We start from the raw sequence: 13,901 nt of genomic DNA, 5'->3' as shown, positions 1-13,901 counted from the left end.
GCCGGGCGTCCCACGGCGCCCGGGGACCGGCCCGCACAGCACCGCACCCGGCCTCCCGAGGCGGGAGACCGGGTGCGGTCGGGGAGCTCGTGGGTCCGTCAGCGGGTGACGGTGGCGCTGCCCTCCGGAGGCACCGCCGCCGGGTGGTCCGGGGCCACGAACACCCACCTGCGGTAGGCGAAGTAGCGGATGAGCGTCCCCAGCACGGTCGAGACGATGTTGGTGACCTGCAGGACCAGCGAGCTCTCCTGGCCCAGCGGGTAGCGGACCAGGGCGACGAGGGCCAGCCCCAGCAGCAGGGTCACCGTGTTGACCACGATGAACAGCGTGTACTCGCGCCGCAGCCCGGTCCGCGCCCGGTGCGAGAAGGACCAGTGCCGGTGCGCGAAGTAGGCGGCGGTCATCGAGACGACCGTCGACAGGAACTTCGCGGTCACGGCCCCGATGCCGACGTGGGCGTAGAGGACCTGGAACAGCCCGAGGTCGAGCGCCATGGTCGCGGCGCCGACGACGCCGAACGCCGAGATCTCCTTGAGGAGCATCCGCCAGGTGCCCTCCAGTCGGCCGCGGAGGTCGCTGACGATGCCCACCCGGCCGAGTGTAGGTGCCGAGACCGCAGGGGTCCGTTCGACGCGGACCGGGGAGGAGCTGCTGTTCATGACCGGGTCACCTGTCCCGTGGTGCTGTCGTGGCGGAGCGTCCCGCCCTGGAAGGTCTGGGTCGTCACCGACCCCGAGGTGCGCGCGTCGCCGGTGGGCAGCCCGAGGGACCCCGTGGCCCCGCCGGCGGCCCGCCAGGCGTCGAGGATCGCCCCGGTGACGGCGTGGGTGCCGGTGGCCGGCGACCACCAGGCCTCCCCCCGGGCGAAGCGCTGCCCGCACGAGCCGGCGCTGCAGGCCATGTCGGCCGTCGGCCAGCCCAGCGTGCCGGTCTGCGCCCCGAGGGCCGCCCACAGCGCCCGGATGCCGCCGGTGACGGCGTGCGCGCCGCCGGACGTCGTCGAGCCGATGACGCCGCCCTGGAAGTCCTGCCGGCAGCCGCCGTCGGCGCAGACCTGCGCCGCGACCGGGTAGCCCAGCACCCCGCCCTGCCGCCCGTTGGCGCCGTAGCCGGCGTCGATCGGGCCGAGCACCGCGGCGGTGCCGGTGGCCGGGGACCAGAGCACCTGACCGCCGGCGAAGGACTGCCGGCAGCCGCCGCCCTCGAGCTGGCACTCCATGTCCGCGACCGGCCACCCGAGCGCGCCGCTCTCGCCGCCGCTGCCCAGCCACTGGGCCTGGATGGCCCCGGAGGTCGCGTGCACGCCGCCGGCGGGGGACCAGGCGACCAGCCCGCCGGCGAACGTCTGCCGGCAGCCGCCGCCGGTCAGGCCGCACACCATGTCCGCCGTCGGGTGGCCGAGGCTGCCGGCACCGCGGCCGTCGCGGTTCCACAGCCAGCCGATCGCGCCCGACACCGCGCGGGTGCCGCCCGCCGGGGTCCACGCCAGGTCGCCCTTCTGGAAGGCCTGGTCGCAGCCGGTCGACAGGCACACCATGTCGCCGGACGGGTAGCCCAGCGCGCCCGCGGCGCCGCCCTGCTGGGACCAGGTCCAGCCGATCGCACCGGACACGGTCCGCGAGCCGGTGGCCGACGACCAGACGACGGTGCCGCCCTGGAACGTCTGGGCGCACCCGCCGCCGGGCAGGGTGCAGTCCATGGCGCCGGTGGGCAGGCCGAGGTCCCCGGTGCTGCGCCCGGCGGCGCGCCAGGTCTGGGCGATGGCGCCCTCGACCGGGCGGACGGTGTTCGTGCTCGCCGTCCACACCAGGTCGCCGCGCTGGAACGCCTGGTCGCAGCCGGCGCTGGTGCACGTCATGTCGCCGGTCGGGTAGCCGAGCGTGCCCGACTCGCCGCCGGACCGGTCCCAGGTGGCGCCGATCCCGCCGGACACCGCGTGCACGCCGGCCCCCGGCGCCCAGGTGATCCAGCCGCCGCGGAACGCCTGCCGGCAGCCGTCGCCGGCCAGGCCGCACGCCATGTCGCCGGTCGGGAGACCGAGGGGACCCGCGGCGCCGTCCGCGGCGCGCCAGGCCTCCCCGATGGCGCCGGACACCGTGCGGGTGGCGTTCGTGCCCGCCGTCCACACGACGTCGCCGCGCTGGAAGGCCTGGGTGCACCCCGTGCCGTCGCAGGCCATCTCCGTGGACGGGTAGCCGAGCGGGCCGGTCTCGGCCCCGGAGCGCATCCACGCCGCGGCGATCGCGCCGCTCACGGCGTGCGTCCACGTCGACGGCGCCCAGTACACCCAGCCGCCCTGGAACGCCTGGGCGCACCCGCCGTCGGCGAGGCCGCAGGTGATGCCGGTGGTGGGGTAGCCGAGCGTGCCACGCTCGCGGCCGGCGGCGGTGTAGTGGTCGCTGATCGCACCGTTGAGCAGGTGCGCGCCGGTGGCCGGCGACCAGAAGACCTGGCCGCGCTGGAACTGCTGGCTGCACCCGCCGCCGGTCAGGCCGCAGGCCATCCCCGACGTCGGGTAGCCGAGCACGCCGGTCTCCCGGCCGCTGCCGTTCCAGACGCCGTGGATCGCGCCGTTGACCACGTACGCGCCGAGCGAGGGGTGCCAGAAGATCGAGCCGCCCCGGAAGTCCTGGCCGCAGCCGCCCTCGGCGAGACCGCAGTACATCTCGTTGACCGGGGAGCCCAGCGGCCCGGTGCCGCCGCCCTGCTGCTGGTAGGCCCAGCCGATCGCCCCGCTGGTGCGGATGCCGGTGGAGCCGAACCAGTCGGTGAAGTACAGCCAGAAGTTGCGGTTGCCGTAGGCCGAGCAGGCGTCGCCCTCGCCGTAGCCGGCGTCGAGCGCCGCCTGGTTCGGGCGGTACGGGGTGTAGCTGTACAGGCCCGCGGTCGCCTTGTTGAGGATGTAGACCTGCGAGGTGCCGCAGCTGTCGGGCACGTTCCACTTGATGGTGTTGTAGCGGCCGGCGCGGTAGCTGCCCGCGACGTTGGCGGCGTACCGCTGGAACTGCCGGGAGGCGAAGTAGATCTGGCTGACCAGGCCGGAGAAGGCGGGGTCGCACGCGGCGGTGTCCGGGCAGCCGAAGCCGGTGGCCTTCGTGTAGTGCGAGGTGCCCGGCTGGCTGCGGGTCACCAGCCCCTGCTCCTTCTGCAGCAGGACCAGGAGCACCCGGGGGTTGATCCGGCAGGCGGCCGCGACCTTGGCGATCAGCGTGGCCGCGGTCTCCCCGCGGGCGCCGCGGTAGGTCGAGCAGTAGGCGTCACCGGGCTGGTCCACGGTGTCCTGCCGGTAGTCCTTGAGGCAGGGCATGGCGCCGGCGACGCACCTGGCGCCCTTGGCGTCGAGGAACGCCTGGATGGCGCCCGCGTCCATCGCGCCCCAGTCGAAGAAGACCTCGTCGCTGATGATGTTGCCCGGGTCGAACAGGCGGGTGTCGGCCGCGAGGTCGAGGGCCGGCTGTGCGGGCCCCGACGTCGGCGCCGGCGCGGACGTCGGCACCAGCAGCACCGTCGCGACGAGCGCCAGCACCAGGGTCACGAGGGGCAGCCGCCGGGCCACCCGGGGGAGCAGCCCGGTCACGGGACCACCACGTCCAGCGGTTCCGACGTGCCCGAGTACTCGTCGGACTCGTAGGTCACCGTCGCCGTCCAAGTGCCCGACGCGAGCTCCTCACCGGGCACCGTGAGCCCGGGGCAGGAGGTCGACCCGGGCTCGCGCTCGCCGGGCACCGTCGCCGAGGCGGTGCGTCCCTGGCCCTCGAGGGTGAGCGTGCAGGTGCCGCCGCTCTCGGCCACGGCCTCGACGTACGCGCCGACGGTGACGCCGGGGACGCCCTGGTCCCAGTCGGCGTAGGTCAGCACGACGGTGACGTCGCCGCCCTCCGGTGCCTCGAGGGGCGGGTCGGTGGCGACGTCGGTCGGTTCCGCGCTCGTCGCCGGGGCGCTGCCGCCGGTGGCGCCGTCCCCGCCGGCCGCGGACGAGGTGGCGGAGGCGTCCCCCGTCGCCGACGCCGTGTCCTCCGCGGCACCGCTGCTGCACGCCGCCAGCGCCAGCGCGGTCACCGCCGTGATCGCCAGGCCGCCGACGGCCCCTCGTCTCGCACCCATGCCTGCTCCCCGGTCGTCCGTCCCGGCCGGGGGTCCGCGCCACGCGCCGGCCGGGGAGCCGCACCAGCGGCCGACGGTCAATGTCGCACGGTCACCAGGTGGTCACGGTGGGTCGACGCGCCGCCGGAGGGCGATGGGGCGGTTGTGACGGAGGAGTCGCCACCGCCCGCCGGACCGCCGCTCACTACGCTGCTGGAACCGTGGGTGTCTCGTCGTCGGGTCCGGACCAGCTCCCGGTCGTCGCCATGGTCGGCGGGGGCCAGCTGGCCCGGATGACCCACCAGGCCGCGATCGCGCTCGGCCAGTCGCTGCGCGTGCTGTCCACCGGTCCCGGCGAGTCCGCGGCGCTGGTCGCCGCCGACGTCCGGATCGGCGACCACCGCGACCTGGACGCGCTGCGCGCCGTGGCCGAGGGCGCCACCGTGCTCACGTTCGACCACGAGCACGTGCCCACCGAGCACCTGCGGACGCTGGCCGCCGAGGGCGTCCGCCTCGCCCCCGGCCCCGACGCCCTGGTGCACGCCCAGGACAAGCTCGTCCTGCGCCGCGCGCTGGCCGCCGCCGCGGAGCCCCAGCCGTCGTGGACGGACGCGCACACGGTGCACGAGGTGACCGCGTTCGCCGAGGAGGTCGGCTGGCCGGTCGTGGTGAAGGCCCCGCGCGGCGGCTACGACGGCAGGGGCGTCTTCGTCGTCCACGGGCCGGACGAGGTGGCCGACCTGCTCGAGCGGCACGGGACCCTGCTGGTCGAGGAGCGGGTCCCGCTGGTCCGCGAGCTCGCGGTGCTGGTGGCCCGCTCGCCGTTCGGCCAGGTCGCCGTCTGGCCGGTCGTGGAGACCGTGCAGCGCGACGGCATCAACACCGAGGTGCTCGCCCCCGCGCCGGGCCTCGACGAGGACACGGCGCTGGCCGCGCAGGAGCTCGCGGTGCGGGTCGCCGACCGGGTCGGCGTCGTCGGCGTCATGGCCGTCGAGCTGTTCCAGACCCCCGCGGGCGTGCTGGTCAACGAGCTGGCCATGCGCCCCCACAACTCCGGGCACTGGACGATCGAGGGTGCCCGCACGAGCCAGTTCGAGCAGCACCTGCGCGCCGTCCTCGACTACCCGCTCGGGTCGACGGCGATGACCGCGCCCGCCGTGGTCATGGCGAACGTGCTCGGCGGCCGGACCGCGGAGCCGGGCTGGGACGGGCCGGGCCTCGACGAGCGGGTCCACCACCTGATGGCGCACTGGCCCGACGTCAAGCTGCACTGGTACGGCAAGGGCCAGCGCCCCGGCCGCAAGCTCGGCCACGTGACGGCGCTGGGGGAGGACCTCGCGCAGGTGCGCGCCCGCGCCGTCGCCGCGGCCCGCTACCTCGCCGACGGCGTGGTCGACCCCGCGTTCGCCTTCCCCGAGGAGCACTGAGATGACCGGGCCGCTGGTCGGGATCGTGATGGGCAGCGACTCGGACTGGCCCACGATGGAGCCGGCCGCGACGGCGCTCGCGGAGTTCGGCGTCCCGTACGAGGTGCACGTCCTGTCCGCGCACCGCACGCCGCAGCGGATGCTCGACTACGCCGCCTCGGCGGCCGGGCGCGGGCTGCGGGTGCTCGTCGCCGGCGCCGGGGGAGCGGCGCACCTGCCGGGCATGCTCGCCGCCGCCACCCCGCTGCCGGTGATCGGCGTGCCGCGGCCGCTGGACCGGCTCGACGGCCTGGACAGCCTGCTGTCGATCGTGCAGATGCCCGCGGGCGTCCCGGTCGCGACGGTGTCGATCGGCGGCGGCCGCAACGCCGGGCTCCTCGCGGTGCGCGTCCTGGCCGCGGGCGACCCGGTGCTGCGGGCCGCCGTCGAGCGGTTCCAGGCCGACCTGGCCGACTCCGTCGTCGCCCGGGACGCGGCCCTGCGCGCCCGGCTGACCGGCGACGGCGGATCTGCTGGGACGTCCTAGCATCTACCCGTGAGTACGAGCGGGCTGTACCAGCTGACCGAGGAGCACGACGCGATCCGGGCCGCGGTCCGCGACCTCGCCGAACGTGAGATCGCCCCGCACGCCGCGGACGTCGACGCGAACTCCCGCTTCCCGATCGAGGCGCAGAAGGCGCTGACGGCGGCCGGCTTCCACGCCACGCACATCCCGGAGCAGTACGGCGGCGAGGGCGCGGACGCGATCGCCACCTGCATCGTCATCGAGGAGGTCGCCCGGGTCGACGTCTCGGCGTCGCTCATCCCGGCGGTCAACAAGCTCGGGTCGATGCCGGTCATCCTGTCGGCGTCGGAGGACCTGAAGCAGAGGGTGCTCCCGTCGATCGCCGAGGGCCGGGCGATGATCAGCTACGGCCTGTCCGAGCGGGAGGCCGGCTCCGACGCCGCCTCGATGAGGACCCGCGCCCGGTTCGAGGGCGACACCTGGGTGCTCAACGGCACCAAGGCCTGGATCACCAACGCCGGCGTCTCCGAGTGGTACACGGTCATGGCCGTCACCGACCCGGAGAAGCGGGCCAACGGCATCTCCGCCTTCGTCGTGCACCGCGACGACCCGGGCTTCGCCGTGGGCCCCAAGGAGCGGAAGATGGGCATCAAGGGCTCGCCCACCTGCGAGCTCTACTTCACCGACTGCGCCATCCCGGCCGACCGGATCATCGGCGAGCCCGGCACCGGCTTCAAGACCGCGCTGCGGACGCTGGACTTCACCCGCCCGACCATCGGCGCGCAGGCCGTGGGCGTCGCCCAGGGCGCGCTCGACGCCGCCGTCGAGTGCACCCGCGACCGGAAGCAGTTCGGCAAGGCGGTCAGCGACTTCCAGGGCGTGCAGTTCATGCTCGCCGACATGGCCATGCAGATCGAGGCCGCCCGGCACCTGGTCTACGTCGCCGCCGCCCGCGGCGAGGCGGGCCACTCCGGCGGCAAGGTGGACCCCGACCTCGGCCGGCTGTGCGCGGCGGCCAAGGCGTTCGCCTCCGACGTCGCCATGAAGGTCACCACCGACGCCGTCCAGTTGTTCGGCGGCGCGGGCTACACGCAGGACTTCCCGGTCGAGCGCATGATGCGCGACGCCAAGATCACCCAGATCTACGAGGGCACCAACCAGATCCAGCGGATGGTCATCGCCCGCAGCCTGCTCCGGTAGGACTCCCCCCGCCCCGTGACGGCGCGCCGCCGCAGGGCGCGGGAGGCGACCACAGGCCCCCGCCGCGCGGGACGATGGCAGCTCCCAGCGCGGGCCGGGCGCCGTCCGGCCCCAGCAGCGGAGGGCCGGACCGATGGGCGCAGCGGTGCGAGCGGGCGACGTCAGGCTGTGGGTCGAGCAGCGGGGGAGCGGACCCGACGTCCTGCTCGTCAACGGCGGTGGTGACCCGCTGGAGGCCTGGCAGGCCCAGCTCGACGGGCTGTCCGACCGCTACCGGCTGATCGCCTTCGACAACCGCGACGTCGGCCGCTCCACCCGCCCGGACCTCGCCTACACGGTGGGCGACCTGGCCGACGACGCGGCCGGCGTGCTGCTGGAGTGCGGCGCCGGCCCCGCCCACGTCGTCGGCTACTCCGGGGGCGGGGTGATCGCGCAGGAGCTCGCCCTGCGGCACCCGGACGCCGTCCGCAGCCTCGTGCTGGTCGGCACCTGGGGTCGCCCCGACGTCCGCTGGCACCACGTGGTCGGCTCCTGGCTCTGGATGGCCGAGCGGGCGCCGAGCGAGCGCGCCTTCCTCGAGGCCTTCTTCGCCTGGGCCTACACCCACCGCGCCCACGAGGACGGGCGGGTCGACCGGGCGATCGAGGCCGCGCTCGCCTTCCCGTACCCGCAGTCCGCGGAGTCCTTCCAGCGCTTCGCCGACGCCTTCTGGGACCACGCGACCCTCGACCGGCTGCCGCGGATCGCCGTCCCGGCGCTGGTCCTCACCGGCAGCGCGGACCCCATCGCCCCACCGGCCTACGGCCGGGCGGTGGCCGGGGCCATCCCGGGGGCGCGCTTCGAGCTGATCGAGGACCAGGCGCACGCGCCGTTCGAGGAGGTGCCCGAGGAGTTCAACCGGCGGCTCGACGCCTTCTGGCGCGAGGTCCCACCCCTGCACGGACCTCGGTGAACAGCTCCTCGTAGGCGTCGAGGACGGTGCCCAGGGCGTAGCGCTCCCGCGCCCGGGCCCGGCCCCGGTCGCGGTCCGGCGGCGCCGCCGCGAGCCGGCGGAGTCCCTCGGTGAGCGCGGGCACGTCACGGGGCGGCGCCACGACGCCGAACCCGGTCTCCTGCACCGGCGTCCGGACGCCGGGCAGGCCGCTGGCCAGCACCGGGACGCCGGCCATCATGGCCTCCACCTGCACGATGCCGAACGCCTCGAAGGCGTTCACCGACGGCAGGGCGAACACGTCGATCGACGCGTAGAGGTCGGCGATCTGCTCCTCGGGCAGGAAGCCGAGCAGCCGCACCCGCGGGTCGCCGTCGGCCGCGCGCCGCACCTCCTCGACGACCGACCCGCCGACGACGTCGGCGAAGTCGCCGCCGATGAGCAGGCGCGCGTCCGGGTCCCCGAGGGCGAGGAAGGCGCGCACCAGGTACTGCAGCCCCTTCTCCTCGACGATCCGGCCGAGGAACCCCACGTGCAGCCCGCCGCCGTCGCGGAACCGTGGTTGCCCGCCCGGCCGCTCCCGGCACGGCGGCGGGATCGCGGTGGTGCGGCCGGCCATCGCCGGCCACAGCCGGCTCGAGCGCGCGTAGTCCTCGCTGGACACCACGACGCGGGCGCTGCGCCGCAGGGTGGCCCGGCTCGCGAGGTCCACGCCGAGCGTCTGCGCCCGGTTGACCGGCCCCGGCGGAAGGCTGACGTCGCAGTGGTAGGTGCTGACCAGCGGCGTCCGCGCACCGAGCGCGAGCAGGCCGGCCTCGGGCATGGGCAGGTGCAGGTCCACGACGTCGGCGCTCCGGCCGGCCGCGCGCACCCGCCGGACCAGCGCCGGGCTCACCACCCCCTTGCCGAGCCGGGCCACGACCGGCGCCCGCTCCACCTCGACCCCGCGCAGCACCTCCCGCTCCGGCAGGGCCCGGTCGTGCCGGCTGGTGAGCACCCGGACGCGGTGGCCGCGCGCGGCGAGCCCCTCGGCGACGTCGCGGGCCACGTTGGTGAGGCCGCTGACGTAGGGCGTGTAGTAGTCCAGCGCCATCACCACGTCCAGTCGCCGGGTCACCGGGCTCCTCCCGCGGGGGTCGGCACGTCGGCGTCCGCCGGTGTGGTCGGCCCGGTCCGGAGCAGCACGACGGTGCACCAGGTCAGCGCGGCCGCCGAGCCCGCGGCGAACGCCCAGGCAGCCGCGGCCGTGACGTCCACGGCGGCGACGGCGGCCGCCGTCCCCCCTGCCACGGCCAGTCCGGCGGCCCAGGCCCGGGCGCTGTCCCGGTGCCGGCCGGCGGCCACCACGGCGGGGGCGGCGACGAGCAGGGCGAGGTGGACGACGCTGCCGGCGGCGAGCACCGCGACGTCCGCGGCCACGGGCGTGTACCGGTCCCCGAACACGAGCGCGACCAGCCGCGGCCCGGCCAGCCAGCCGAGGACGGCGGCGCCGGCGGCGAGCGCGGCCACCGCGGCCGGCAGCCGGCGCAGCAGGCGCGCCCTCCGGGCGGACCGGTGGTGCGCGCCGGCGTCCACGAGCGTCGGCACGAGAGCGCTCTGCAGCGGCACGGCGACGAACAGCGGCAACCGCACGAGGGTGAAGGCGGCGACGAACGCCGCGGCGGCCTCCCGCCCGCCGGTGCCCGCCAGCGCCGTGACGAGGACCGGCGCGGCGTTCAGGAGCGCCTGCGCGCACAGGGTGCCCACCAGGAGGTGGCCCACCGCGGGCAGCACCATCCGGGGACCGGCGCCGTCCGCGGACGGGGCGGGGGAGCCGCGTCGGCGCAGGACCGTGACGAGCACCGGCAGGTGCGCCAGCCCGATCGCTACCGGCAGCGTCCAGCCCAGGTCGGCGGCGTCCGCCGGCACCACGAGCGCGCCCACGGCGAGCGCGCCGGCCACCCGCAGCGCGGTGTCGGCCAGCAGGACCGTGCCGTACGTGCCGTAGCGCCCGCGCCCGAGCAGCAGCCCGCGCAGCAGGAACTGCGCCGGGGAGAGCAGGGCGACCAGGGCCAGGGCGGCGACCAGTCCGGGCGACCCGCCGAGCACCGGCAGCAGCAGCGGCGCCGCCACGGCCACCGCGGCGACCGCTGCGACGGTGAGGAGGGCGCACGCGCGCCCGGCGCCGGGGGGCAGGCCGCCCCCGCGCAGGTGCGCCAGCCGGGCGACCTCGAGCTCGAGGGGGAGGGACAGGCCGGAACCGATCAGCAGCGCCAGGGACCAGTAGGCGCCGAAGGACGCGTAGTCGCCGGCCGGGACGGCGCGCGCCACCAGCGCCAGGTAGGCGTAGGTCAGCACCCCGGACAGCAGCACGCTCGCGGCGACCCAGGTCAGCGACGGCGCCCGTGCCGCCCGACGTCGGGCGCTCAGCGTCCGGTCCCGGGCAGGCGTGCGGCAGGCACGACCCGACCGTAGCGGCGGTCGCGGGGGCCCGGCACGCTCCCGGGACGCGCAGCCCCTTGCCCGCCGGTGTTGACTGGCCGCCTGCGGAGGACCGGCGGGGAGGGGTGCGTGGGCGTCGTCGAACGGTCCCCGGTCGGGTCCGTGCCGGCCGACGTCCCGGCCCGCCCACCTCGCTGGCCGCTGCCCTGGCTGCTCGCCCTCGCGCTGGTCGCGGTCCTGGGGGCGCTGCTGCTCCCGCTCGCGCCGGTGCAGATGAGCGTGCCCACCGTCACCTGGCCCCAGGACCCCGCGCGCCCGCAGTCGACGATGCTGCAGCTGACCGGCCAGCGTCCCCTCGCCCTCGACGTGCGGTTCTCCTGCGCGGCCGTGACCGCCGCGGCCGCCGGCGACGGCCTGGTCCTCTCCACGATCGTCCCGGCGCAGCCGGCGGCGGGCACCGAGGGCCTGCTGGTGACGGCCTCCGACGACCGGTTGCGCGTCCTCGTCCGCGGGAGCGAGCTGCTCGACGTCCCGGTCCCGTCCGGGGACTGCACCCACCGGCTGACCGGCGACGCCGGTGGCCTCCGGCTCACCCGGGACGGCGCGGAGCTGGCCACCGTGCGGGCCGCCGGCGACGCGACCGTGCTGCCGGACGTCGACGTCCTCGACACCGGCCTGACCCGGCTGCCCACGGACGACGACCTGCACGTGACGCTGACCGTCGACGACCAGTTCGACACCACGCCGACGCCGCTCAAGGGGGCGCTGGTCGCCGCCGTCGTCCTCGCCGCCGCCGGCTCCCTGCTGGCGCTGGCCCGGGCCGACCGGCGGCGGGGACCCGGCCCGCCGGCGCTGCGCACGCCGGGCCGGCCCGGGTGGCGGCCGCGGGCCGTGCGCGTCGCCGTGGACGCCGCCGTCGTGACCACCGCCCTGCTCTGGCTGTTCCTGGCCCCGGACTCCGACGACGACGGCTACTACTCGGCGATGGCCCGCAACGCCGACGACGAGGGCTACGTCGGCAACTACTACCAGCTCAACAACCAGTCGTTCACGCCGTTCACCTGGTCCTACCGGCTGCTGGGGTGGTGGCAGCACCTGGGCGACGCGCCGGTCGTGCTGCGGGTGCCCTCGCTCGTCGCCGGGCTGGTCACCTGGTTCCTGCTGCGCCGGCTGACCACCCGCCCCGGCGCGCTCCCGGGACCGGTCGCCGCCTCCGCGTGGGGACCGGCCGGCGTGCAGGTTCTGCTGGCCGCGGCCTTCCTGGCGTGGTGGCTGCCCTACGGGGTCGGCGTGCGGCCCGAGGCGGTGGTGGGCGTCCTGGCCCTGGCCACCCTGACCGGCGTCCTGTCCGGACTGCGCCGCCGCAGGCTCCTGCCGGTCGCGCTCGCCGTGGGCACCGCCGGCCTCGGCGTCGCCTGCCACCCCACCGGCTTCGTCGCGCTCGCCCCCCTGGTGGCCGCCCTCCCGCGGCTGGCGGCGCTGGTGGCCGAGGGCCGGACCCGCGCCGAGGTGGTCACCCGGACCGCCCAGCTCCTGGCACCCGGCGCGTTCGCCGCGGTCGCCGCCTTCGCCGACGGCACGCTGCGCGACTTCGTGCGCGGCCAGGAGATCTTCCTCGCCGCGCAGGACCAGTCGTCCTGGTACGACGAGTGGCAGCGCTACGCCTTCCTGTTCTCCGACATCCCGATGGGCGCCTACGCGCGGCGCGGTGCGGTCGTCCTCGCGCTCGCCGCGCTGCCGTGGGCGCTGGTCGTCCTGGTCGCCGCGCGCAGCCGGGACGTGCGGGTCCCCCTGGCGCTGGGCCTGTCGACCGCCACGTTCGGCGCCGCCCTCCTGCTCCTGTGGCTCACGCCGAGCAAGTGGACCCACCACTTCGGCGCCCTGTCGGGGCTCGGTCCCGCCTGGCTCGCGCTCTTCCTCGGCAGCCTGCCCTGGCTGGTGCGCTCGCTGGCCCGGCACCGCGCGCCCCGCGCCGGGGTGCTGCTCGCGGGGCTCGGCACGGTCGTCGTGGCCGCCGCGCTGGCCCTGCACGGCCCCAACAGCTGGCCCTACACCTGGCTGCCCGGGATGCCGCAGGCCAACGAGGCGCCGTCCGTGGGGCCGGTCGCGCTCGGCAGCCTGCTGACCTGGTCGGTCGTCGCCGCCGCCGTGCTGGGCGCCGCCGCCCTGCGCCGCCGGCGGGGCACCGGGCTCCCGGGACCGTGGTGGGCCGGCACGCCGCCGGTGCTGGCGGGGCTGGCGCTGGGCACCTCGGTCGCCTACCTCGTCACCACCTCGGCGGTCGCCGCCGCGGCGGACACCTGGTCCCCCCAGTCCGACGCGCTCACCGACCCGCTCGCGACCCGCTGCAGCGCCGCGCAGGCGGTCGAGGTCCTCGACGTCACCGCCGCCCGGCCGCTGGCCCCGGACCCCGACGCCCCGCCGCCGGAGGGACCCGCCGACCTCACCGTCGACGGCGGCTGGTTCCCGCCCGATCCGCCGCCGGCGGCCGCCGGCCGGGTGTGGGGGAGCCTGACCACGACCGGGCCGGCCGGCGAGTACACCGTCGGCGAGCAGGTCACCCCCTGGTACCGCTTGCCGGCGACCGCGGACGGCGAGGAGGTCGCGGTGCTCGCGGCCGGCCGGCTGACCGGTGGCAACGAGCTGCGCGTCGAGTACGCCCGGGCCGGCGGCGGGCCCCTCGAGGTGGTCGACGGCGCGGTCCTCTCCGACCCCCTGGACTCCGCCCGGTGGCGGACGTTCGTCCTCGATCCGCCGGACGTCCGCGACGGCGGCGAGCTGCTGGTGCGGCTGGTGGGCCGCGACCGCAGCGGCGGCCCGGGCGGCTGGCTGGCGTTCTCCGGCCCGTCGGTGCTGCCCCGGGTGCCGCTGACCGACCTGGTCCCCGACGGCGCGCCGGTCGCCCTGGGGTGGCAGTTCGCCTTCCGCTTCCCCTGCCAGCGCCAGCCGGTCGTCAGCTCCGGGATCACCGAGCCGGTGGAGTACGCCGTGCTCTGGCGCGACGGCCCCGGGGTCGACGGGCTCGGGGACGCCGCCTGGCAGACCTCGCGCGGCAGCCTGTTCGGTCCCGCGGGGCGGACCTCCGGGATCACCGACCTCGACGCCGTCCTGCCCGGCACGCCGGAGGTCGACGCCGTCCAGGTCCTGCTCCTCGACGTGCCCCACCCCGTCGACGCCTACGACCTGACCCGCTCGCGGATCGTCCGAGCGGGATGGGCCGCGCCCCCCGAGTGACGCCACGCCGGGGGACGTGCGCGTTCGGGGCCCGGGCCCACCCCGAGCGCCGCTCACAGGACGTGACCGCGGGCACACTCCGGGGAGGACGACCGGTCGG

10 protein-coding genes are annotated in these 13,901 nt (G+C 76.6%); 5 read left to right on the top strand and 5 right to left on the bottom strand.

Annotated elements, in window-relative coordinates:
* Positions 1 to 98 precede the first annotated feature (98 nt).
* The 3 genes from ACI798_RS10255 to ACI798_RS10245 form a co-directional block, all read right to left on the bottom strand.
* The gene (locus ACI798_RS10255) at positions 99 to 590 is read right to left on the bottom strand and encodes a GtrA family protein (RefSeq protein ID WP_456929441.1); all 492 of its coding nucleotides are present in this window, start codon (positions 588 to 590) and stop codon (positions 99 to 101) included.
* A gap of 65 nt (positions 591 to 655) precedes the next feature.
* On the bottom strand, positions 656 to 3,577 hold the full coding sequence (locus ACI798_RS10250) for a hypothetical protein (protein ID WP_456940904.1): 2,922 nt from the start codon (positions 3,575 to 3,577) through the stop codon (positions 656 to 658).
* On the bottom strand, positions 3,574 to 4,104 hold the full coding sequence (locus ACI798_RS10245; protein ID WP_457047867.1) for a hypothetical protein: 531 nt from the start codon (positions 4,102 to 4,104) through the stop codon (positions 3,574 to 3,576). The genes ACI798_RS10250 and ACI798_RS10245 overlap by 4 nt, the downstream gene beginning before the upstream one ends.
* Before the next feature lie 200 nt (positions 4,105 to 4,304).
* Here ACI798_RS10245 and ACI798_RS10240 point away from each other — a divergent pair, with 200 nt between their 5' ends.
* The 4 genes from ACI798_RS10240 (at position 4,305) to ACI798_RS10225 (ending at position 8,167) form a co-directional block, all read left to right on the top strand.
* Positions 4,305 to 5,510: a 5-(carboxyamino)imidazole ribonucleotide synthase gene (locus ACI798_RS10240; RefSeq protein WP_457047866.1), complete on the top strand. Its 1,206-nt coding sequence runs from the start codon at positions 4,305 to 4,307 to the stop codon at positions 5,508 to 5,510.
* A gap of 1 nt (position 5,511) precedes the next feature.
* A complete protein-coding gene (gene purE / locus ACI798_RS10235) occupies positions 5,512 to 6,036 on the top strand; it encodes a 5-(carboxyamino)imidazole ribonucleotide mutase (protein WP_456940907.1) in 525 nt (174 codons plus the stop codon).
* Positions 6,037 to 6,045: 9 nt separating this feature from the next.
* Entirely contained in the window at positions 6,046 to 7,215 is a 1,170-nt protein-coding gene (locus ACI798_RS10230; protein WP_457047865.1) for an acyl-CoA dehydrogenase family protein, read from the top strand.
* Between the two features lie 133 nt (positions 7,216 to 7,348).
* Positions 7,349 to 8,167 carry an alpha/beta fold hydrolase gene (locus tag ACI798_RS10225; protein WP_456940909.1) on the top strand — a complete coding sequence of 273 codons (819 nt, stop codon included), beginning with the start codon at positions 7,349 to 7,351 and terminating at the stop codon, positions 8,165 to 8,167.
* Here the strand turns inward: ACI798_RS10225 and ACI798_RS10220 are convergent.
* Entirely contained in the window at positions 8,109 to 9,263 is a 1,155-nt protein-coding gene (locus ACI798_RS10220; protein WP_457047864.1) for a glycosyltransferase family 4 protein, read from the bottom strand. The two genes, ACI798_RS10225 and ACI798_RS10220, sit on opposite strands and share 59 nt — an antisense overlap.
* Positions 9,260 to 10,498 (bottom strand): hypothetical protein, encoded by a 1,239-nt coding sequence (locus tag ACI798_RS10215; RefSeq protein WP_457047863.1) that lies wholly within the window; start codon positions 10,496 to 10,498, stop codon positions 9,260 to 9,262. Before ACI798_RS10215 ends, ACI798_RS10220 begins: the two co-directional genes overlap by 4 nt.
* 198 nt (positions 10,499 to 10,696) lie before the next feature.
* On the opposite strand from ACI798_RS10215, the gene ACI798_RS10210 reads away from it, so the two are divergent.
* Positions 10,697 to 13,801, top strand: coding sequence for an arabinosyltransferase domain-containing protein (locus tag ACI798_RS10210; RefSeq protein ID WP_457047862.1), 3,105 nt, complete (start codon positions 10,697 to 10,699; stop codon positions 13,799 to 13,801).
* Positions 13,802 to 13,901 lie beyond the last annotated feature (100 nt).

The sequence above is a fragment of the Geodermatophilus sp. SYSU D01045 genome, from assembly GCF_054050295.1.
The sequence above is the reverse complement of the archived record's forward strand: the minus strand, read 5'-3'. Positions and strand labels throughout refer to the sequence as shown.

What these genes read in the sequence shown, in the direction of transcription:
- ACI798_RS10245 (WP_457047867.1), bottom strand. Translation starts at nt 4,104, where the DNA reads ATGGGTGCGAGACGAGGGGCCGTCGGCGGCCTGGCGATCACGGCGGTG.
- ACI798_RS10225 (WP_456940909.1), top strand. Translation starts at nt 7,349, where the DNA reads ATGGGCGCAGCGGTGCGAGCGGGCGACGTCAGGCTGTGGGTCGAGCAG.
- purE (WP_456940907.1), top strand. Translation starts at nt 5,512, where the DNA reads ATGACCGGGCCGCTGGTCGGGATCGTGATGGGCAGCGACTCGGACTGG.